Annotated in this window: 11 protein-coding genes; all 11 read left to right on the top strand. The window is 40.1% G+C overall.

Annotated elements, in window-relative coordinates; all coding sequences use genetic code 11:
• The first annotated feature begins 1,578 nt into the window (after positions 1 to 1,578).
• Positions 1,579 to 2,043, top strand: coding sequence for a hypothetical protein (locus ACFPYN_RS12620; RefSeq protein WP_377734661.1), 465 nt, complete (start codon positions 1,579 to 1,581; stop codon positions 2,041 to 2,043).
• 206 nt (positions 2,044 to 2,249) lie between these two features.
• Positions 2,250 to 2,582, top strand: a complete 333-nt coding sequence (locus tag ACFPYN_RS12615) for a hypothetical protein (protein ID WP_377734659.1) — start codon at positions 2,250 to 2,252, stop codon at positions 2,580 to 2,582.
• 836 nt (positions 2,583 to 3,418) lie between these two features.
• Positions 3,419 to 4,108, top strand: a complete 690-nt coding sequence (locus ACFPYN_RS12610) for a hypothetical protein (RefSeq protein WP_377734657.1) — start codon at positions 3,419 to 3,421, stop codon at positions 4,106 to 4,108.
• The gene (locus ACFPYN_RS12605; RefSeq protein ID WP_377734656.1) at positions 4,105 to 5,409 is read left to right on the top strand and encodes an HlyD family efflux transporter periplasmic adaptor subunit; all 1,305 of its coding nucleotides are present in this window, start codon (positions 4,105 to 4,107) and stop codon (positions 5,407 to 5,409) included. Before ACFPYN_RS12610 ends, ACFPYN_RS12605 begins: the two co-directional genes overlap by 4 nt.
• A 1,206-nt stretch (positions 5,410 to 6,615) precedes the next feature.
• Positions 6,616 to 12,111, top strand: a complete 5,496-nt coding sequence (locus tag ACFPYN_RS12600; protein ID WP_377734655.1) for an S-layer homology domain-containing protein — start codon at positions 6,616 to 6,618, stop codon at positions 12,109 to 12,111.
• A 191-nt stretch (positions 12,112 to 12,302) separates the two neighbouring features.
• Positions 12,303 to 13,121, top strand: a complete 819-nt coding sequence (locus tag ACFPYN_RS12595) for an SDR family NAD(P)-dependent oxidoreductase (protein ID WP_377734654.1) — start codon at positions 12,303 to 12,305, stop codon at positions 13,119 to 13,121.
• Positions 13,122 to 13,144: 23 nt separating this feature from the next.
• Complete coding sequence (locus ACFPYN_RS12590; RefSeq protein WP_377734652.1) at positions 13,145 to 13,615, top strand: hypothetical protein; 471 nt, start codon at positions 13,145 to 13,147, stop codon at positions 13,613 to 13,615.
• A gap of 594 nt (positions 13,616 to 14,209) precedes the next feature.
• A complete protein-coding gene (gene mtnK, locus ACFPYN_RS12585; RefSeq protein WP_377734650.1) occupies positions 14,210 to 15,418 on the top strand; it encodes an S-methyl-5-thioribose kinase in 1,209 nt (402 codons plus the stop codon).
• Positions 15,415 to 16,455, top strand: coding sequence for an S-methyl-5-thioribose-1-phosphate isomerase (mtnA, locus tag ACFPYN_RS12580; protein ID WP_377734649.1), 1,041 nt, complete (start codon positions 15,415 to 15,417; stop codon positions 16,453 to 16,455). Before mtnK ends, mtnA begins: the two co-directional genes overlap by 4 nt.
• A 460-nt stretch (positions 16,456 to 16,915) precedes the next feature.
• A complete protein-coding gene (locus tag ACFPYN_RS12575) occupies positions 16,916 to 17,554 on the top strand; it encodes an L-fuculose-phosphate aldolase (protein WP_377734647.1) in 639 nt (212 codons plus the stop codon).
• A gap of 1,188 nt (positions 17,555 to 18,742) precedes the next feature.
• A complete protein-coding gene (locus ACFPYN_RS12570; protein ID WP_377734645.1) occupies positions 18,743 to 23,029 on the top strand; it encodes a S8 family serine peptidase in 4,287 nt (1,428 codons plus the stop codon).
• The last annotated feature ends 585 nt before the right edge of the window (positions 23,030 to 23,614 follow it).

Genomic DNA, 23,614 nt, shown 5'->3' with positions numbered 1-23,614 from the left:
TGTGAGATACGCATGTCACGTAGGAATTTTCGGCGGTCACGTAGGAAAAATAGCCGTCCACGTAAGAAAAATCAGCTCCCACGTAGGAATCATAAACTTCGCGTCTGAAAACCCATATCCACAAAGCCATCCAACAAAAAGGCTGCCACACTTACCGGCAGCACCATTCAAGGTTTACCATTCACACTAAACCAAAAGAAAACCTTTAGATGCCCCCGAACGCTTGCGCTTGTCGGGTTTTTCTGTCAGCGAGTACTTCTTTTAAAAGTTGAATGGTCGCTCAGTCTGACTTTTTAGCGTTCACGTCTGAAAAAAAAGCATCCACGTCTGACTAATTGGACTTCACGTCTGAAAAATACGTCCTCACGTCTGACTAATGGAGTAACCACCATAATATGACAAATGGTGCAAGTCACCATACATCCTCTAAAATTAAAAATCCCTCAATAAAAACACCTTGCAGCCATGCAAAAACCCTTCTCCGAGAAAAATCGACCGGGGAAGGGTTCTAATCGTACCTGAACATACAACACGCTCCTAAAGTGTAGTGAACATATATAAAACAATGATAAATACACTTGAACCAATGATACCGAATAATAAATCGACAGCACTTAAATCAAACAACTTACCAAATTTCATTTAACCAACACAACCTTTCTAATTAATTATCTGCTCGAAATAAAGTCATCTACTTCATCAAGTTGGTCATGGAGCCATGCAGATCAACAGCGTATCGCAAGTAACACGATGAAGTTAGTATATGAGAGAATTTTCCTTTGATAGGTTATATAAAGTGTTGGTTTGATTAAAAATATTTATACAATTTTTTGTGAGAAAGCAAAATCCAATTTTGAGGCACTTTTTTTAGAGAAAATTCAATTTTAGGAGCGGAACTAGTAGGCAAAGTTCAATTTTGAGGAGAAATATTTCCTTTTCAGAATAGGAGATTTAAACTATAGAAGAGCTATTAATCCTTTTTGGGGAAGGGAAAATAGAGGGAGATGGATAACATACATAGTGCTGTGGCGAACTCTACTCATTCCTACAACAAACCGCGCACAATGCAACCTCCAAGAAGAAAATCCAATTACCCTATTTAGGTGGGGGCCTAAATCTTGCAACAAAAATAGCGCAAAAAGTGTAAGTAGTGTTGGGGACTTACACTTTTTTGCGTTGGGTAACCCATCGTTAACAAGTCCGGTAGATTGGGAGTGTTGAGGAGAGACACAAATAAAAGACATTTGTGTCTCTGGCTAAGCCATTCATTTTTGGATCATTTATTCCGAAATAAACGGTCAAATCGAACCTGTTTTATTATCAAAATAAACAGCCAAATAAAACCCGAATTAGAACCTCATTTTGAAGTGCTTTTATAATTGGCAGAAAAATTTATTTTTAACAGGTAAAAATGGGTATTGTTGGTATAATACATAAAAGAGCTTTGTTTAATGAACTAACGGGGCGTTAGTTTAACCAGGAAACTTTCTATTGAACTGAGAATATTACTTTATAAAACCATAATTCTGGAAGAAAACATTAAATGGTAATGCCAGTTCTGTATAGAGGAGAATTAACATGAAAAAGAAAACCATAATTTGGATTACAATTCCGTTATTATTGGTTGGATTTATGATAGTTAATTGGAATTATATTTCAATATATGCTGAATGGAGATTGAATTGGGGGTTTGAGGTCCCAAAACCAAATATGATAGAAACAGTATTTAATACAAGATATGGGTTCCCAAATGAGGGACAAACCTATTTAGTTCTTGATTATGATGCTATTGAAAACAAGATAAAGCAGGAAGACGGTTGGATACCTATTAATGGAGAATCCTCTGATACAGTTTCGAACCTCTTTGAAACCTTTCAAAAAGATGTGGCTGATATAAACGATCATACTCAGAATTTTAAAAGATTATTTCAAGAGAATCCCGTGACTTATAATAATAATGATAGATACTTTTATAAATTAGAAGGTAATAGCTACATACTTGCAATTTCCAATACGAAAGAACAAAAACTGTTTGTAATGTAATGGATTCAATAGTTGAACAACCGGCTGTCTTTAAAGGGCAGATTTTTCTTATTGAGTAATGAAGTCGAACACTTTCTCATCGTGGTGTTATGGCAACCTGGTGTGTATGGAGCATACATCCAGGTGTAGCGAATCTTGATTATGTTTGTTGGGGTTAGTAAGTGTATTCGATTATCAGTTCTTTAATTTGTTAACGGGGGAGTCAAATGAGGATAATACAGATTTTATTATTGGGGATACCTATTTTTTATTTTATAATTATATATTTAAAAAAGGATAAAGAAGAACAAGAAGAATTAAGGGGGACAAAAAGTCCTTCATCCCTCCTTGATGAGGGTTTAAGATTTATAGGTTTTGCAGTATTTTTTTCTGGCTTAATTACATCTATTGCTATCCTTCAACATATTGGTGCAATTATGATATTTATAGGTTGGTTTTCTGGAGGTATTCAAATCTGGGACGAAAGTATTAAGAAAAGTGTTCTCCTAATGTCATTTGGAGTGATTGGAATAGTTACTTATTATTTCTTAGTAATCTAATGGAAAATATTTCTTCTCTTTGTTCAACTAACGTTTGCTTTATTTGAACAACCGGCTGCCTTTACAAGGTGGCTTTTTCGTATTGAGCAATGTGTCGAACACTTCCGAATCCGGGTGTTATGACGACTTACAGAGAATTGAATTGATTGTTTGCGGATGGATCATCCCTTTTCTTCTTCAAATAAGGGGTGCTTAGTTTAATTAGCGGAGATGAAAATTAGGCTTACTAAAAATTAGAAATAGAAAAAACTGAGCAAATACTCAGTGTTTCTCTGGCTAGCACGCCCTTATATTTTCTTTAGAGTAAGTATCACCACTAACTTTAAAAAATGGTCTGAATTAAAGGGAGCAGGAAGAGACCAAAATATCATTTTTGGTCGACTATCTACGTAAAGATAGTGTCTATTCTTTAGTAAACCAAACGATCTTAACTGTGAGCGCCTAGGTTGCAAGGGAGCGCAGGACGTACACCCGCCGCAAGATGATCTGAAAAAAGAAAGCTTGGGCGAGTGACGAAGTCACAAGCCCAAGCTCTGTATTCCCTAGATTATTATGCAGCAGAGAGTGCGACCGAAGCACACTGAAAACCTGGTTGTTATACACAATAACAATTTACACGAATTCTGTCGAAAACCTTCTATTGAAATACCAGCCTATCGGAACAGCTTCATAGAAATCGCTTAAAATTATCCATTATTAATAAATTCTTTCAATAAAACACACAATATTTCTAGAACTATGCCCTTTAGACGTTACAAATGATGTCGATATTTGGTAAAGTATAGAAAGTATAGAAAGAATAATAGCTTAAGATAGTAAAGGAAGGATTCTAACTTATGATTTTTGATTTCCGATTTTGGCGATATCTTGCAAACCAGCAAGAATTAATAGACAATCTTGGCTCTTCAAACATGCGAGATTTTAAAAAACGCGCATGGATGGTAGGCTTTTTTGGATTATTATTGTTTGTAGTACAAGAACTGTGGGGAATGAACACACAGCACATCACATCCGTATATGCATTAGGCGGCAAAGATTCATTTGCCATCGCACGACTCGTATCACTCGCTGGAATCATTATTTGGGCAGTCCTCTACCTATCATTCCACTTTTTCGGCATCGCATTCCTATTAAATAAAATCACAGGAATCGAGTTATCAAAACTAGCCGTTCTACAACTGTATGTAGTAGGAATTCTCCTACTGGAAAAAGCTTTATTATTCTTCATTTTTATGATGTTGGGTATGACTACACCCGTGTCCCTATTTTCATTTGGACCACTCGCAGCAACTGTATTTGATCATCCGTTTTTAGTATTTTTCTTTAACCAACTTTCAATTTTCACAGCATTGATCATTGCGTTGCAAGTTCGATTCATCCGTTCTTTCACGGATATGAACCCACGCATGATAGTAATCATCATCATTGCCATCCATATTGTCATGGCACTAATCACAGCAACTGTCGGCATATTGCCACTTGAAGAATGGTTCTTACGCGTAGTAGAAGGGGGTACCCCTCAATGAATAAATGGTTAACAATTGGCCTAGCCGTTGCCATCTCGGCATTCCTCGGAGCAAACGCCATCCTATTATTTAGTGATAAAAGCGTTATTTCAAAATCCGTATATGTACACGAATATGAGCGAGTAGCTAAAGGTGATTTTGAAGAATTATTACCTAAAGAATCACTTGTTGCACCACTTAGTATGGATGTCATCTATGTTAAGAATGAAGATACGATAAAAAGTTGGTCAGTTAAAGAAGGAGACGTAGTAACTGTTGGCCAAGAACTTGCCACACTCAACACGTCTACTGCTGATGAACAACGAAGCATGTGGGAATCAGAGCGCGAAGCTCTTGACCGCCAAATGACTGAACTCAATGCAACAATTAGTTCATTACAATCTGATCGAGCTATTGCAGCTAACTCAAACACAAACAGTTCAACTGGCAATACAACAGATAACGTGACCGAAGTGACTGAAGAACAAACTGTTAATGTAGATATAAATGTTGATGTAGGTGTTGACGTTGTCGTATCTCAAGATGGGGCGTTCGCACAAGCCATCGCACAAGCAGAGCAAAAGATTTCTGATGTGAATCAACAATTGGTTGTTGTCGAAGCACAACTTGCTCAAAAAGGAGCGGCTGCAGTCATTAGCCCGGTTGATGGGATTGTGTCAAAAATACGAGACAAAAATGACCGACTCGCTATTGAAATTTACAGTAAAGAAAAAATCATTCTCACATATGCAATTGATGAAGAATGGCAAGATGTACAAGTAAACGATCGTGTTCGTTTGCAAGCTGATGGAATGGATCGATCGATTGAAGGAAAAGTAGCTGAAATTTCTCAAGTTCCGGCAAGAGAAACAGAATACTTAAATACGTATAAAACGTTAGATTCAACAGATCAACCGAACCCACTCGCTTACTATGAAATTCGCATTCAAGCAATTGAGCCAATCGAAAACTTACCATTTGGCAATAATACAAATGCCATGATCATCGTCAACGAAGCGCAACAAGCTGGCTCAATAAAAACAGCTTGGCTTTACGACCGTTTAGATGAATCAGCTGTCGCACATATAATCAATGAAGATGGCTATGCCGTGAAGGCACCGGTAACGATCGCGTTTGATTGGAAAACACGCTCTGTCATTAGTACAGGTGTACAAGCTGGATTAGTCGCAGTTCATGAACCACAACTGACCAACTATCGCTACGCACCAGCAATCTTCCTACCAATGCCAATCGATTCTCCATCATGGAAATCCACAAAAGCAATCGGCTGGAGAAACTATCTGAAATTCTTTGTCTTTTAATAACCACATAAAAAAGCTACTTTCCTACACGGAAAGTAGCTTTTTTTCATCCCGCAAGAGTTAGGGATGTTGATGAGAGCCGGGGCAATTGTGTCTCTCTTCGGATACAAGAACTACCGCAGGCTATCAGCATCCACTTACTCTAAAGAACTACCCCCAGGTTGCCAACCAGAGCCACAAATAAAAGGCATTTGTGTCTCTGGCTAGCACGCCTTTATTTTTTCTTTAAAGTGAGTGTCATGAACAGAAAAGTGGCAGGCGGCTTGCCACCTGCCACCCATTGGCGATTTTCTTCGAGGGTTGGGTTGTTGAAGAGAGCCTCAATTTGAGATTCTCTCATCGGATACAAGCACTACCTCAGGCGATTATCATCCACTTACTCTAAAGAACTACCCCCAGGTTGCCAACCAGAGCCACAAATAAAAGGCATTTGTGTCTCTGGCTAGCACGCCTTTATTAGTTCTTTAGAGTAAGTGTCACTAATGACTTTAAAGAATGGTCTCAAATAAAGTTTGCAGAAAGAGACCAAAATATCATTTTCGGTCGACTATCTACATAAAGATAGTGTCTATTCTCTAGTAGCCCAAACGATCTTAACTAAGAGTGATCAGGTTGCAAGGGAGCGAAGGACGGATTCCAGCCGCAGAATGATCTAAAAAAATAGAGTTGGGCGAAGTGACAAAGTCACAAGCCCAACTCTTTATTCCCTAGATTATAGTGCAGCAGAGAATACGTCCGAAGCGGACTGAAAACCTGCTTGCATTTCTTTAAAGAATGGTCTGAAATGAAATAAGCAGAAAGAGACCGAAATACCATCTTCGGCCGAACATCTACATAAAAATAGTATCAATTCTCTAGTAACCCAAACGATCTTAACTAAGAGCGTTCAGGTTGCAAGGGAGCGAAGGACGCACACCCGCCGCAAGATAATCTGAAAAAAGAAAGCTGGGGCGAGTGACAAAGTCACAAGCCCCACTCTTTGTTCCCTAGATTATAGTGCAGCAGAGAATACGCCCGAAGCGCACTGAAAACCTATGTGTATCTCATTAGAAGAAAAATAATCTGAAATAAAGTAAGCAAGAAGATCTATTACCAATCCACAACCTCAAGAACATTTACATATATTTTACAATTGCATCACCGTGTATTTACATTTCACTCGTACACTAAGAGAGGAATATATTAACAAAGGAGGAAATATAATTAATGAAAAAGAAAGTCATGGCTTCCATAGTTTTAACCAGTAGTTTAACTTTTTCCCTATTTTCTTCACCATCTGACTACATGACAAACAAGTCTACAACTGTATTGGCTGCAGCAAATTCTCCTATTCTGATTACTGAACTTTTACCAAACAGTAGTAATGTAGTCAATACATCAACAGATGCTTTTGAGTATATCGAACTTTATAACAACAGCACACTACCGATTCAATTAAGTAATTATAAGTTAATATACGGATATCCAGATGGTAAAAAAGTAGACTGGGCATTTACAGAAGACAAAACAATTGCTGCAGGTGAAACACTGATCGTGTGGGTGAAAAATAAAGAAAATACGAACTTAACACTTGCTGATTTTAATAAAGAATTTAACACAACGCTAACAGAAAACCAGATTACTTATGTTGAGGCAGACGGGATGGCCAACACAGCAGAACGATCTTTATCTCTTGCAGATAATTCAAACAATATCTTCTCGTCAGCGACTTATATAAAAGAAGATGTGGGTGTCAATAAAGGGATTCAATATAAAGCTGGTGAGGACGGAAAAACGATGGAAATCCTGTCATCGTCAGAAGCACCTACACCTGGAACCATAATTGCAGGACAAATACCTGATAGTCCAACAGTTGAAGATACGCAAGCACCCTTAATTACACATGCAGCCATTGAAAAAGTGGATGCAGGTGAAAACCTACATATTAAAGCACAAGTCACGGATGAAACAAAGCTTGAAAATGTTAGACTTTTTTATAAACTCTCGGAAAATGGTAGTTGGCTCCAAAAGGATATGGTAGCTGCTACTGAAGAAAATATGTTTGAAATTGAACTTGACCAAGCAGAATTAGTGACGAACAAAATAACCTATCGAATTGAAGCCTTTGATGGACAAAATACGGCCATGACGGAAGACTATGACGTGATGATTCAAGCGCTAGATTATGATCCGCAAAACGTGCCTGCTCTTCTCGTAACAGAGCTTGTGCCAGACTCGACGAATGTCGGTTCATTAGACGGCTATGAATTTATTGAAGTTTATAACAATGCAGCTGATGATATAAATTTAAAAGATTATAAGATTCGCTATCGCTATCCTGCGGAAGGTCCAGAGGCAGATTTAATTTGGAAAGCTGACAAAGAAGACATTATCTTGCCAAGTGGAAAAACCATTGTCTACTGGATCAAAAATGCGAGCAATCAAGAAAAAACAGTAGCTGATTTCAACCAAATGTACAATGTAGATTTACAAGAAAATGTGGACATCGTTGAAATTCAATCCGGTGGTATGGCAAATGCAAGTCATCGAGGATTAGCAATAGCAACCAATACAGGTGTCGATATTTCATCTGCATACTATTATGACCAAGCGCAAGTAGACGACACGATTGCGAACAAAGGTATTCTTTACACGTACCCGACAGATGGAAGATCAAGTATCATGAAAAAATATAGCAGCGCCACAGAAGCAGCGACACCTGGCAGCGTAGCAACGATTCGGACGCCTAAAGTAAAAGTAGCTGCAACTTCAGATACTACTGGACCAGTGCTTGTTGATTTAACAGAGAATGCAGCCATTTCAGGACGTCAGAATCTGGACCTGTCATTTGACGTGACGGATGAAAAAATAGTTAAAACGGTTCGTCTTTTTTATAAAACAAATGATGCTGAAGAATTCCGAATGGTCGATTTAACAAAAGTCTATGATTCTACCGTATATTCACATACCATCTTTTCTCCTGATTTACTTGGCAAGACAAACTTAAGTTATTACGTTCAAACATCTGATGGAATTAATGAAGTGACATCGGAAACTAAGAACATGGAGATATTACTAGATGATGTAGATAAAGTGGGTCTAAATGTAGAAGATGGATCAGTTTTAAGTAAATCGGTTGTACTTAAATCTTACGGAAAAGATAGCAAACTATATATTGATCAACAGGATGTGACAAGTGACACAAAACCTGCGATCCCAGCACAAGCTTACTTCGCGTTTGATGTTAAAAACGTTAATTTATACTTTAAAAATGGTGTTACGATTGGCGATGAAACTCTTCATATATTTGACGATACAATCAATACCTATACGACATTGACGATACCGGTTGACCCAAGTCAATTTACACAAGGAATGGAAACGAAGATCTCGATTCGTGCAGGGACAAAAGTGTCACCTTTCGACACAGACTCTGAAGAAAACCGAGACGACTTTTATGTGAAAAATGTACGACTAGTATTGGAGGATGGCACCACGCTCTATGATCCACTCTTTACAGATATTGAAAAAGAAATGTCTGTGGGAGACGGAGGGAGTGCAAAATCTGTAGTCGATTTTAGCTTCAATCTACCCGAGGATAAATTTACAGCAAAAGCCTTCACTTGGGATACAACAACTGTTGATGAAGGATCTCATACAATTGAAGCAAAAGACGTTGAAGACATACAAGCCGCAGTTGTGGTTGATAACAGTGCGCCAATCATTACCCCTTCCGTTGAAGAAGGAAAAGAATACAAAGGTGACTTTACGATTCAAGCGGAAGTGGAGGACAAGTATTCTTCTGTTGAAAGCTTAACGGCTATGCTCGATGGCGAAGAAATCACATTGCCTTTTGAAACATCTTCTGCAAAAATGACGCCAGGTGAACATACCGTGTCATTTATAGCGAAAGATGTTGCCTTAAATGAAGGGAAGCAAGACGTTACCTTTAAAGTTGTGGAAGAACAACCATATACACCAGAAGTCATTTCACCTAAAGACGGCACTGGAAACGTCAATCCGAACAATGCGAATTTACAAGTAAAAGTAAGCGATCCGACAAAAGACAGCCTAGATGTGTCTTTCTATGAAGGACATAAGATTGAAGCGGACGAAGAAGTCGTGTCAATCTTTGAAAACAGCGCAGACCGAGAACCTCCAAAAGAGCTGATTCCTGCTGGAGAAACAGTTGTCACAGCGAAAGACAAGATGGCAAAAGCAGATGGTGAATACGTTGAAACCTCTTCTCTTGAAAAATTCCCGTATCACCGATTTGAAGTAGCCGTCGGTGAAGAGATTGATCAAGATGACGAAATTGTCCTGAGCTGGGAAGGGAAGTCACTCATCGGCAGAAAAGTTTCCATGTATGTATGGAATCATACAAATGCATTATGGGAACTGCAACAATGGAAAATTGCAAAAGACGATAAGAACTTTACCTTACAGGGAACTGTCACTGGAACTGACTTTGTTAAAGACGGAAAAGTACAAGTAATGGTACAAGATGAAATTGCATCTACGACTGAATTTGATTATTCATTTATCTGGATGTCAGACACTCAGTATTATTCTGAAAGCTACCCGCAAATATTCGACAAAATGACGAAATGGATGGCGGAAGCTAAAGACAACCTGAACTTGAAATACGTCTTCCATACGGGCGATTTAGTGGATGAAGCCGATCAACAAATCCAGTGGGATCGAGCAGATACATTCATGGGAACTCTTGACGAAGCAGCCATTCCTTACGGTGTATTAGCTGGAAATCATGACGTGGGTCAAAAAACAGGAGACTATAATGAATACGGTAAATATTTTGGAGAACAACGCTTTAACGATAAAGACTACTACGGGGAATCGTATAAAAATAACCGTGGACATTACGATTTAATTAGCTCAAATGGCAATGACTTTATCATGATGTATATGGGCTGGGGCGTAAATGATGAAGATATAGCTTGGATGAACAAAATTCTAGCTGAGCACCCAGAAAGAAAAGCGATTCTGTCTTTCCATGAATACTTATTAGTTTCTGGAAATCGCAGTCCGATTGGCGATCAACTATTTAAAGATGTCGTTACACCAAATGCCAACGTCATCGCCGTTCTGTCAGGCCATTACCACGATGCAGAAACACTTGTTGATGAAATCGATGATGACGCAGACGGAATTGCCGATCGTAAAGTGTACCAAATGCTTGCAGACTACCAAGGAGGACCTGAAGGAGGACAAGGATTTGTTCGCCTAATGAAAGTCAATCCAGTAGATAACAAAATCCATATGCAAACATACTCACCCTATTTAGATCAATACAATTACTACAACCCGGTAGACTATCCAGGGAAAGACGAATTTACGATTGAAACAGATCTAACACCGAAAGAAAAAGTAGTAGCTACAGACATGTTCAAAGTGGAAGTATTCACCAATGAACTGATTGGCGAAGTGAAAAATATACAGGATGGATCCATTGCAGAAACGAATTGGAAAAATCTTGAACGCGCGAAAGAACATGGCTGGTATGTTCAAGTGAAAGACTCATTTGGTGGTGAAATGCGATCGGATGTTGCTGCTTTCACAACTAGCGACCAAGGGAATAACAATGGCGGGCAAAATCCAACACCAACGCCTATTCCACCTGTTACAGATGACCAAGTGGTTAACGTTACAGAAGAGCAACTCATCAAAACAAATGACTACTGGACCATTGATCAAGCATCACAACAACAGGTCAAATGGGTTATTCAAAAAGACCTACTAAACGTAGCGATTACAGCTAATCAAGCATTGCGATTTATCCTTTTGAACGGTCATGAAATAACAGTGCCAGTAACTGTTTTGAAAGAATTACAAAAACAAAATCAAGACTTTATTGCACTAGAAGTAATCGTCCAAAGTGAACAAGATGGACTTCCAGCAGGAAAACGATTCAGTGATATCGTGGATATTTCATTATTTGCAGGAATCAATGAAATCAGTTCAACTGACGATTCGATTAACCTAAAACTCAAAGTAAATGGGACAGTCAATCCTAATAAAACAACCGCAATTTCTTATGACCAAAAGGCTAAAGCCTGGACTTACTTAGGCGGCAAGTTGGAAAATGGCTACTGGACAGTTCCAACGAACCACTTTTCCCAGTTCACAGTAATGACAGCAAATGCTGTATTTAGAGATACAACGAACCACTGGGCAAAAAATGAAATCGACTCTCTAGCTTCTCGTTTTATTACAGCAGGTAAAACAATCGATACATTTGCACCCGAACAACGCTTGACTCGAGCAGAATTTGCTGTCCTTCTGGTCAGAGCGCTTCAACTGCCAGTAGAAGAATACAAAGGAACATTCAAAGATGTTCCAGTCACTAAAAAATGGGCTGCTCAACAAATAGAAGCGGCACATAAAGCGGGCATCGTATTTGGCAAAAATGACGGCTCTTTTGATGCTGATGCTAACATTACACGTGAACAAATGGCCGCAATGATGATGCGAGGAGTAGAACTCTCAAATCCGGATTTACTAAACAACTTACCAAATAACAAGAAATACAAAGACGACACTAAAATAAATGACTATGCTAAACAGTCAATCAGGAATGCCAGTGAACTTGGCTTGATGTATGGTCGATCAAATGGCAAGTTTGATCCAAAGCAACCAACAACCCGAGCAGAAACAGCAGTAGTCCTCTATCGAATGCTCGAAAAATTCGATTCAATTAAGTAAGTAAAAAGAATAACAGATGCAAAAAGGCTTCCATAATCGGAAGCCTTTTTGTTTTTTCGTGCTCTATTTTATTAATAAAAGGATTTAAATCAAATATATGGTAATGTAATAAACATGGAAGAATATCACTATTTATGAACAAAAATATATACTGTATTTAAAATTGAGATAGGTAAGGGAGTTAGGTAAATGTGAAACCATTACAAGGGAAGATTGCTGTTGTTACAGGTGCATCCCGTGGAGCGGGAAGAGGGATTGCCTTCGAACTAGGCAGTGCAGGAGCGACGGTGTATGTGACAGGTCGGAGTGTGAAGGGAGCTACAACCGATAATCGATCAGAAACCATTGAGGAAACTGCCGATGGTGTCACTTCACGAGGAGGTAAAGGCATCGCTATACGATGTGACCATACAAGCGACAATGACGTGAGAAACCTGTTTGAGCAAATTGAAAGGGAACATGGTCGGATTGATATTTTAGTTAATAGTGTATTTGGTGGCTCCGAAAGTTCTCTACCATCAGGAGATGGACGACATTTTTGGGAACGACCATTGGAGCATTGGGATGCGATGATGGGTGCTGGACCGCAAGCTTATTTGCTGACAACTCGATACGCTGTACCACTGATGAAGCAACACCATAAAGGGTTAATTGTAAATATCACATTCTTTATCAAGGACAAAATTTCAGGTAATTTATATTATGATTTAGCTATGAATGCTATCAATCGAATGACACTAGGAATGGCAAAGGAATTAAAGAACTACAACGTTTCAGCCGTTGCTGTTTGCCCAGGTTGGATGAGAACAGAAAGAGTTATAGATTCAGGTTTTGGACCAGAGGATGGAACAACGGAAACAACAGCATTTGTAGGTCGTGCAGTTGTGGCATTGGCAACAGACTCTACGGTATCAAAGTTTTCTGGCGACGCAATAATGGTGGCTGATCTAGCGAGAAAATATGGCTTTACCGATGTAGATGGAACTCAACCTAAGCCATTTGAAGGATAATCAGAACGTATTGGGGGATTAGAATGAAAAAAAATAAGCGTACATACGTGATTGTTGGAATTACTACATTAATACTCATCATTGTGTCCTTAAAGACGTTTAATGATTTAAGGGAAAGAAACATAGATGACTTAATTAGTTATAAACCAACTGATTTTTATTCAATCGGATTTACTAAAGATAGAAATAATATACCAGTAGACAGATGGTCTGAATGGTGGACGAATGATAGGAAACCAGCCGATGAATTGATAGAGTTCTTAAGTCAGTACCGAGTAAAGAAAGTAAATGAAGAGGCTTTTAATGACCATTTAAATAAAGACAGTTTTGAATTTACCATTTCAAATTCTGATGCAAATCCCATAATTGTTCACGCAGTAAAGGGTCACGTCCATATTCTGGTTGGAAATTATTACGAGATTGTAAATGGCCCAATAGATATAGAGTGGATTAGAAAATATAATGAAAAGCACCTGAAAAGTTATAGAGAATAAACTCGTAAAAGAAAGATTATAAGAATTCTATATAAAGTGTTAGGGTTGTTCTGCTATAGCCCATAAACATCCTCCTCTAAGCGCGTTTTTACATGTTATTACAGAAAAAGATCTTGAAAATAAACCAAGCAGAAAGAGGCCGAAATACCATCTTCGGCCGAATATCTACATAAAGACAGTGTCGATTCACTAGTAACCCAAACGATCTTAACTGTCAGCGTTCAGGTTTTCAGGGAGCGAAGGACGAATTCCAGCCGCAAGATAATCTGAAAAAAGAAAGCTTGGGCGAGTGACGAAGTCACAAGCCCAAGCTCTTTATTCTCTAGATTATTATGCAGCAGAGAATGCGTCCGAAGCGCACTGAAAACCTACTTCACTTAGATTTCTTTAACGAGCCCGCGAGATTTTTGCGTGTTGATGAGAGACCACAACTTGAAAGGCAATTGTGGCTCTTCATCGGAGGAAAGCGTCCGTCTGAAGCGGAAATCAACCTTTTCCATCAAGGGAAGTAGAGTCTTCCCACCTGACACGACTACCCCCAGACTTTCCCTTCTGATATGATAGAAAAAACTACTTTCAAAGGAGCACAACGCCATGCCTACTTTTGAACAATACTTTCTCATGAACACCGACGACGTTATCCACTATGTGCAATTCAAAATAGATTCCTTCAAACACGCACAAACTATTACCTGTACCGAAATCGGTGACGGCAACTTAAACTATGTCTACCGTGTCATCAACAACCAAACCAACGACTCAGTCATCGTCAAACAAGCGGGGACAACTGCGCGCATTTCAGACGAATTCGTCCTATCAACTAGCCGTAATAAAATAGAAACGGAAGCACTAATGTTGCAACACAAACTAGCACCAGGACTCGTTCCGGAAATTTACCTTCTCGATGAAACGATGAGCTGCTGCGTCATGGAAGACTTATCGAAGCTGACAATCATGCGCACAGCGCTGACTAACTTTGAGACATTCCCACATTTCGCTGAACACATCACCGACTTCCTAGTGAACACATTACTGCGCACTTCAGACGTCGTCCTAAACCATAAAGATAAGAAAGAATTAGTCCGCACATTCATCAACCCTGAACTGTGTGAAATCTCGGAAGACCTTGTGTTCACGGAGCCGTTCCATAACAATTTTAACCGTAATGAAATTACACCTGGCAACGAACAATTCGTCCAAACACTTCTATATTCTAATGAAGAACTACACGTAGAAGTCGCAAAACTGAAGTTCCATTTCATGAACAACACCCAGTCACTCGTTCATGGCGATTTGCATACAGGCTCGATCTTCATTGATCAAAACGACACGAAAGTCATCGATCCTGAATTCGCATTCTTCGGACCTATGGGCTATGACATCGGAAATATCATGGCGAACCTCATGTTTGCATGGGCAAGAGGACGCGCTTACGAACAGAAAGAATTCACTGAATGGGTCGAGAACACTTTATTCGACATCATGGATTTATTCGAAACGAAATTCCGCACGGCTTGGGACGAACATGCTACTGAAGTCGTTGCCAAAAACGCTGACTTCAAAGAGCACTATATCCAAAGCATACTAAAAGACACAGCAGGCATGGCGGGACTTGAACTCGCTCGTCGCGTAGTCGGTCTAGCAAAAGTAAAAGACATCACCACCATTGAACCAATCGAAAGCCGACTAAAAGCAGAACGTCTCTGTTTACGAGTCGCAACAGAACTCATCCTCAACCCATTCCAAACAGGCGGCCAATACATAACGGCACTCCAAAACGCACAACAGGAGGAAAACAAATGACCGAAGCACTGAACCCAATCGAATGGAAAAACGACGCGCTCGTTCTGCTCGACCAAACTAAACTTCCAAATGACATCGTCTACGAAGAATTCACTACTGCAGAGAGCGTGTGGGATGCCATCGTTACCATGAAAGTCCGCGGTGCACCGGCTATTGGAGTCGCGGCGGCATACGGAGTTTACCTAGGAGTACGAGATTACAAAGCAGATCTAGACCAAGCTGCTTTGGTTAATGAAGTGCAAAAAACGGCAGCGTATTTAGCTACGTCTAGACCGACCGCTGTTAACTTATTTTGGGCACTAGACCGCATGACAGCAGTTACAGCAACGGACGCAAGTTATCAAGACGCGCTATTAGCTGAAGCAAAAGCCATTCATAAAGAAGACGAAGAAATCAACCGCACCATCGGAGAGAACTTATTAACATTACTATCTGACGGTATCGGAATTTTAACGCATTGTAACGCTGGCTCTCTCGCGACATCGAAGTACGGAACAGCCACGGCGCCTATGTACTTAGCCAAAGAAAAAGGATGGAATTTTAAAGTATACGCAGATGAAACACGCCCGCGTCTACAAGGTTCAACTTTGACTGCACTTGAATTAAGCAGAGCAGGCATCGACGTGACAGTCATTACTGACAGCATGGCAGCGATGGTCATGTCACAAGGCAAAGTCCAAGCCGTTATCGTAGGCTGTGACCGAGTTGCAGCAAACGGTGATACTGCTAATAAAATCGGTACACTCAGCGTGTCTATTTTAGCTAAACACTACGGCATCCCGTTTTACGTCGCAGCACCAACACCAACCATTGATTTGAACACAGCTACCGGGGCGGGTATTCCAATAGAAGAAAGACATAAATCCGAAGTCATCGAAGGCTTTGGAAAACTAACAGCACCAGCTGACGTAAAAGTCTACAACCCAGCCTTCGACGTCACACCAGCCGAGCACATCACAGCCATCATCACCGAAAAAGGAATTGTCCGTGCGCCATATACTGAAAACCTGAAATTGCTGATGAGAGATACAATTTAAGTAGCATTTGTGTCTCTTCATCGGAGGGAAGCATTACCGTAGGCGATTAGTGAGCAATTGCTGTATAGAACTGCCCCCGTTTATTATTTCTTTAAAAAGGGTGTATGTGCTTTCTAAAATGATGATGTAGTAACTCTCATTTTCCGAAGCGGAGATTAGTTGTAGTTATATAGATCTTTATAAAGAGGGTAGTTGATTGGAGTGGAAGACGGCGACTCCAGCGGGAATAGCATGAGCTGAAGACCCCACAGGCAACAAGTTGTGGTTCCACAACTTGTTTGCGACGAGTAACCGCAGGAGCAGTTGTTTTTTGCTCGACGAGGAGGCTGAGGCCATGCCCGCTGAAAGCGCCCGTCTGCAACGAAAATCAACCTTTTTTCTATTGATTATAGTGCAGCAAAGAATACGTCCGAAGCGCACTGAAAACCTATTCGCATCAGATTAACAAGGAGGACACCATATGTATATGAAAGAACGCAAAGAAATTGTCGATTCTTGTAAGATGCTCATTTCAAGAGGTCTCACAAAAGGGACTGGAGGCAACATCTCCATCTTCAATCGAGAATCAGGCCACATGATTATTAGCCCGAGTGGTATTGGTTACGACATCATGACGAGTGATGATGTTGTTGTTTGCGATCTTCAAGGGAATGTCATTGCTGGCGATAAAAAGCCATCAAGTGAATATCCAATGCATGCCATTTTCTATGTAAAACGCACAGACATCAACGCCATTGTTCACACCCATTCGCTTAACGCCACCGTACTGGCTTCACTTAGATGGGAATTGCCAGCAATCTCCTACCTAGTGGCATATGCAGGCGAAAATGTGAGATGTGCCGAGTATGCGAGTTTCGGATCCCCTGAACTCGCAACCAATGCATTCGAAGCCATGCAAGATCGCCAAGCCGTGTTGCTAGCAAACCACGGATTACTTGCAGGAGCAAACAACCTTTCGACAGCCTTCGCAATCGCAGAAGAAATCGAATTTTGCTGTGAAGTATACGTAAAAGCAAAAGCACTTGGAGATCCGGTCATCCTTGATCAAACAGAAATGAAACATATGGCTACTAAATTCAAATCCTATGGACAAAAATAAATACGGGTGCCAGGCACTTCACTTTCAACGGACAAAATATGTCCAATCAAAGTGAAAGAGCCTGGCACTTTTAGTATTTCACTGGAGATAAATGGGCGAAAGGGAATAAAGACATCGCGAAAGGGAATAAACCACGATTGAAAGGGAATAAACAAGCTGCGAAAGGGAATAAACACAAAGCGAAGGGGAATAAATCACAATCCGAGTGGAATAAACGAAAAAAGTTGCCAGAGTAGCCATATTCTCTATAAACGAGCCCGCGAGAGAATCACTAACAGAAAAGTAGCAGTTGGCTGGCCAGCTGCAACCATTCAAGGTACTTAGCCTGTTTCAATGGAGATAAATGGGTGAAGGGGAATAAAGGCATCGCCAAAGGGAATAAACCACGATTGAAAGGGAATAAACAAGCTGCGAAAGGGAATAAACACAAAGCGAAGGGGAATAAATCACAATCCGAGGGGAATAAACGAAAAAAGTTGCCAGAGTAGCCATATTCTCTATAAACGAACCCGCGAGAGAATCACTAACAGAAAAGTAGCAGTTGGCTGGCCAGCTGCAACCATTCAAGGTACTTAGCCTGTTTCGCTGGGAGTAAATGGGTGAAAGGGAATAAACCAGGTTCGAAAGGGAATAAAATAAATCTGTTGTAAACGAATCAACGAGAGATAAATAACAACCATAAAAATCAGTGCCAGGCACTTCACTTTGAGTGGGACAAAAAACGTCCCGCGAATGTGAAAGTTCCTGGCACTTTTGATGATACTTGATATTTTGCGCAGCAGGTGAAGCTGAACACATAGCAAAAAAGCCGATTAATCTACCCGAATAAAAACCCCACATGACAAATATCCTCTGAACATATTAATAAATGAAAGTTTGTCCACATACGATAGATAGTTAGGCAAAATTAATGAAGGAGAAAAAGGGAGTTCAACTTTATCTGAAACGCCTAAGGAGAAAGTCACGAAATCTGAATAAAGGTATGCCATTTGACTAAGGTTCAATGCGTATAAACCAACGTTTTTTATCGATAAATAATAACCTTTGTCGAATTGTATACCATATTCAGAAAAAAGCGACAAATCATTTTTTCCATCTATGGGACTTGTGATAGAGTGATATTGTTGCACTGTGAAAAGTGTAAATATAAGGAAAAAGGGGAAATGAGATTTGAAGAGATCTAGGTTCATGAAGTACTACAGTAGCATCCTGGCTTTCGTATTGGCAATGTCGTTACTTTCGCCAATTGCTGCATCGGCTAACACGCAGCAAGCTACCCCATTTAAGCAGAAGGCTCAAATCGAGAGCATTTTGCAACAGAAAGCAGCAGTTGCTGAACAATTAAATGTATTACAAGGTGGACCTAAACTGCACAAGGATTTACTAGGTAAAACGGGGAATGAACAAGTGGCAGTTATTGTTCATCTATCAGTAAAACCGGTAGCTCTTGAAAAAGGGATAAAAGAATTAGCAGGAAAATCATTCACGAGTTTACAAGCGTCTCAAGTAAAAGCGAATGTGAAGACACAGCATGCATACGTCAAACAAGAAATGAACTCTAAAAAGATTTCATTTAAAGAAGGCTACACGTTTGATACTGTGTTAAATGGATTCGCTGCAACTGTAAAAGCAGACGATCTTCACAAGCTTCTTGAAATTAAAGGAGTGACATTAGTAGAACCAGACGCAATTGTCACTGCATTTGAAGGATCAGAAACATCACCTAAAACGGCGACTTCGTCTGAACTAAGTAAAGATGATACAGTCGATGCAACAATGAATACGAGTATTGGTTTCCTTGGCATCGAAAAGCTTTGGAACGAAGGCATTAAAGGACAAGGCATTAAAGTAGCAGTGCTTGATACGGGTATTGATAAAGACCATCCGGAATTCGAGGGTGTATATGTTAGCGGTAAAAACTTTGTACCTCAGGTAGCTGGACCTGACTATACTAGAGCACGTGCAGATGATGATGCATCTGAAACATCGCCACTTGAACGCCCAGAAAATAAACCATTGGTAAATGCAAACGGCAACGAATTTCACACTTCTCACGGGACACATGTTGCTGGGACAATTGCAGCTGCTGGGAACAATATATTCGGTATTCAAGGTATTGCACCAGAAGTAGACCTGTATGCATATCGTGTTCTTGGAGCATACGGAAGTGGAGCAACATCAGGCATCATTAAAGCAATCGATACAGCAGTAATTGAAGAAATGGATGTCATTAACTTATCACTAGGTGGCGGAGCTAACTCTGAAACTGATGGTGGGTCTTTTGCAATTAACAACGCAATGATGGCAGGAACGATTTCAGTTATTGCAACAGGGAACTCTGGTCCTAATCGTGGAACGATGGGGACACCATCAACTGCACGTCTTGGAATCGCAGTTGGTAATACCACTAACCCTGAAACAAAACACAATTCGCAAGTGAATGTCACAGTGGGAGAATATGTACTTTCTAAACAACAAGATTTGATGGCAACAACATTTGGACAAGACGTAGCAACACAACTTGAAGGGGAGTACGATTTAGTTGCTGTTCCAGGAAATGGTACTGCAGCTGATTATACGGACCTTGATGTTGATGGAAAAGTGGTCCTTGTATCACGTGGGGCAATAGCCTTTGTGGATAAAATCGCATTTGCAAAAGAAAACGGTGCAGTAGCTGTTCTCATTCACAACTTTGCTGGCGGAACGATGGCACCAAATAAATCTGGGGTATTCCTTGGAGATTCTTTTGCTTTCCTTCCAACCTATGATTTATCTCAAACAGATGGAGACGCAATCCGATCACAATTAACGAATGGTGCAGGAACCATAACATTTGGTAATTTTGCATCAGTTAACACACTTGGTGATGAAGTAAATTCTTCAAGTTCACGTGGACCATCCACTCCGAACTTTGATATCAAACCAGATGTTACAGCACCTGGTACGAACATCATGTCATCAATTGCTATGTACCAAGCAGATTTCCCAGAAGCAGTTTATGATCAAGCATTTGATCGTTACACGGGAACTTCTATGGCAACACCTCATATTGCAGGGATTGCCGCACTTATCAAACAAGCAAACCCAAATTGGAATGCGTTCGATGTAAAAGTAGCACTTTCCAATACAGCAAAAATTCTAGATACAACTAAATATGATGTCTTTTCTCAAGGTGCAGGACGAGTAGATGCATATGCGGCTGCACATCCAAATGTACTGGCTTATGCAATTGACCAAGCTGTTCTTGACGGCAGTGGAGCAGTAGTTGAAAACTTGAAAGGGACAGTTACATTTGGTCCACAATCATTAAAAGAAAATCTGTCAGTAACAAAACAAATCAATGTTAAAGATCTTCAAGGTAACGGTGGAGAATACAATGTAACAGTTGACGTGACAAAATCTTTCGGTGATGCACAACTAACGATTGATTCACCAACATTTACATTGGATGGAGAACAAATGCTAAACGTTACATTAACTGCTTCGGCTAATGCCGCTACAACAGCAGGTGATGAAATTATTGGCTATATTCATATTAAAAATACCGATGGAGAAACAAATATTTCATTACCATTCGCTGCTGACTTCGGTGGCGCAGCAGCTGTACAATTTAACGACTACACGATTAGCGAAACAGACCTTTCATTTGATGCTGATGGAGTGCAAGATGAAGCATTACTGTCGTTTAAAGTAACGGGTGATTTGAAAAATACCCTGATTGAAATTTGGGACATTATGAATCCTGAAGGTGGACAATATGAAGATGGATATATTGGTTACTTATTTGCAGGTGGTGCTCTTAAAGCAGGTTCTTACAATTTAGCTGTAAAAGGACAATATAGATCATGGACTCCGGGATCTGCATTAGCAACAATTCCAGATGGCCTTTACACATTTGACTTCTCAGGTCAGACGGTATCAGCTAACCCTCCAGTAGTGGGTGACTATGTCGGTCCGGTAGTAGTAAAAACAACTGATCCAGTCATTACATCTGAAACAGTTTTAGTAACGGATAAAGAAAGTTTTGAATTTGCAGGTCAAGTCACTGATAAATACATCGACTACAACAATGAGTTGACGAAATATGGTTTAAACTATGACTTAAACACTAAATTAGACGCAAGTTTTGAATTAAAAGGTCCTGATGACACAGTACTTCAAAGCGGACCAATAACGTTGGAACAAGATGGTTCATTTAACTTGACCATCCCATCAACACTACGTGGAAACAATACATTAACCGTAACAGTGGATGATGCTGCTGGTAACTCAGGCACTTCAGAATTTGTTATTGTCAATGAACAAGAAGCACCTGTAGTAGAATTACACTTGAACAAATCCGCTGTTAACTTAACTGTAGGTACTTCAGAAACATTAGTTGTAGAAGAAGTAACTACAGATAATGGAGTTGAAACAAGAGTTAATGTTACTGCAGACGCTACGTATGTAGTAGAAGATGAAGCAGTGGTATCAGTGGATAAAGGTGAAATCACTGCAAAAGCTGTGGGAACTTCAAAAGTAACAATCACTTACGGTGGCAATACGGCCGAAGTGAACGTAACAGTTGTCGCTGCACCAGTAGTATCTCTATCAGCGAACACTTCTACACTTAACTTAAAGGTAAATAACAAAGAACAACTCACAGTTAAACAAACGATTAAAGAAACTGGTAAAGCGGATGTTGTTACAGATGTAACTGCTTTAGCAACTTACTCAGTTCTTAATGATGCAATTGCTTCTGTAGATAAAGGGTTAGTAAATCCAAAAGCTGCAGGGTCAACTAAAATCACCATTGAATATCAAGGAAACTCAACGATTGTAAATGTACATGTTACTAATGTTCCAGTTGTAACACCACCGGTAACACCGCCAGTAACGCCACCGGTGACACCACCAGTAACATCGCCGGTAAAACCAGTTACATTCGATGACATTGCTAATCACTGGGCTAGAGTGCAAATTGAAGCGTTAGCGACGAAGGGAATTATCTTCGGTAAAACGTCAGAACTATTTGCGCCGGAAGATAAATTAACTCGTGCAGAATTTGCGGTATTAGTAGCACGTGCTCTTGACTTAGAAACAAAAGCTTATGCGGGTACGTTCTCGGATGTATCTTCAAATAAAGCTTGGGCATTTGCTGCAATCGAAGCGGCAGCTCGCGCTGGAATCATTAGTGGTAAAAAAGACGGGACATTCGATCCCGATGCTAATATCACACGTGAAGAAATCGCAGCAATCGTTGTTCGTGCAGTGAAATATGAGGATGCTTCATTATTGAATAACTTAGATACGTCTAAGATGTTTGCAGATGATAGCCAAATCAGTTCATATGCAAAACTAAGTGTTAAACAAGCGGTAGCATTGGGTATCGTTGCAGGTAAACGTAACAATACGTTTGCTCCTCAAGACAACGCAACACGTGCTGAAGCAGCAGTAATGCTTTACCGTGCGTTAGACAAACTAGGCGATCTATAAAAAAAGTAGGGGGCTGTCCCTTAGTCATATGGCTAAGGACAGTTCCCTTTTTAATTTAGTGTGGTAGCTTCAACGGGAAGGTTAGGCCAAGTGAAGGTTGATTTCCGTTGCAGCCGGACGCTATCCGCGGGCATGGCTTCAGTCTCCTCGACGAGCAAAAAACAACTGCTCCTGCGGTTACTCGTCGCAAACAAGTTGTGGAACCACAACTTGTTGCCTGTGGGGTCTTCAGCTCATGCTATTCCCGCTGGAGTCGCCGTCTTCCACTCCAATCAACTGTTTTCTATATTGAGATTTTGAATCACTAGTCTTGAAGGTTTAGAAGCAGAAAGAGGCCGAAATATCATTCCGGTCGAATATCTACTTAAAGATAGTGTCTATTCTTTAGTAAACCAAACGATCTTAACTGTGAGCGTTCAGGTTTTCAGGGAGCGAAGGCCAATTCCCAGCCGCAGAATGATCTAAAAAAATAGAGTCGGGCGAAGTGACGAAGTCACAAGCCCTACTCTTTATTCCCTAGATTATAGTGCAGCAGAAGAAGCGTCCGAAGCGCACTGAAAACCTATTACTCAGCAATGAATGCAG

This window comes from Paenisporosarcina macmurdoensis (assembly GCF_042658845.1).
Taxonomy (GTDB): domain Bacteria; phylum Bacillota; class Bacilli; order Bacillales_A; family Planococcaceae; genus Paenisporosarcina; species Paenisporosarcina macmurdoensis.
The sequence above is the reverse complement of the archived record's forward strand: the minus strand, read 5'-3'. Positions and strand labels throughout refer to the sequence as shown.

Bases quoted from the DNA above. Each gene is read 5' to 3' on its own strand.
- ACFPYN_RS12620 (WP_377734661.1), top strand. From the start codon at position 1,579: ATGAAAAAGAAAACCATAATTTGGATTACAATTCCGTTATTATTGGTT.
- ACFPYN_RS12615 (WP_377734659.1), top strand. From the start codon at position 2,250: ATGAGGATAATACAGATTTTATTATTGGGGATACCTATTTTTTATTTT.
- ACFPYN_RS12610 (WP_377734657.1), top strand. From the start codon at position 3,419: ATGATTTTTGATTTCCGATTTTGGCGATATCTTGCAAACCAGCAAGAA.
- ACFPYN_RS12605 (WP_377734656.1), top strand. From the start codon at position 4,105: ATGAATAAATGGTTAACAATTGGCCTAGCCGTTGCCATCTCGGCATTC.
- ACFPYN_RS12600 (WP_377734655.1), top strand. From the start codon at position 6,616: ATGAAAAAGAAAGTCATGGCTTCCATAGTTTTAACCAGTAGTTTAACT.
- ACFPYN_RS12590 (WP_377734652.1), top strand. From the start codon at position 13,145: ATGAAAAAAAATAAGCGTACATACGTGATTGTTGGAATTACTACATTA.
- mtnK (WP_377734650.1), top strand. From the start codon at position 14,210: ATGCCTACTTTTGAACAATACTTTCTCATGAACACCGACGACGTTATC.
- mtnA (WP_377734649.1), top strand. From the start codon at position 15,415: ATGACCGAAGCACTGAACCCAATCGAATGGAAAAACGACGCGCTCGTT.
- ACFPYN_RS12575 (WP_377734647.1), top strand. From the start codon at position 16,916: ATGTATATGAAAGAACGCAAAGAAATTGTCGATTCTTGTAAGATGCTC.
- ACFPYN_RS12570 (WP_377734645.1), top strand. From the start codon at position 18,743: ATGAAGTACTACAGTAGCATCCTGGCTTTCGTATTGGCAATGTCGTTA.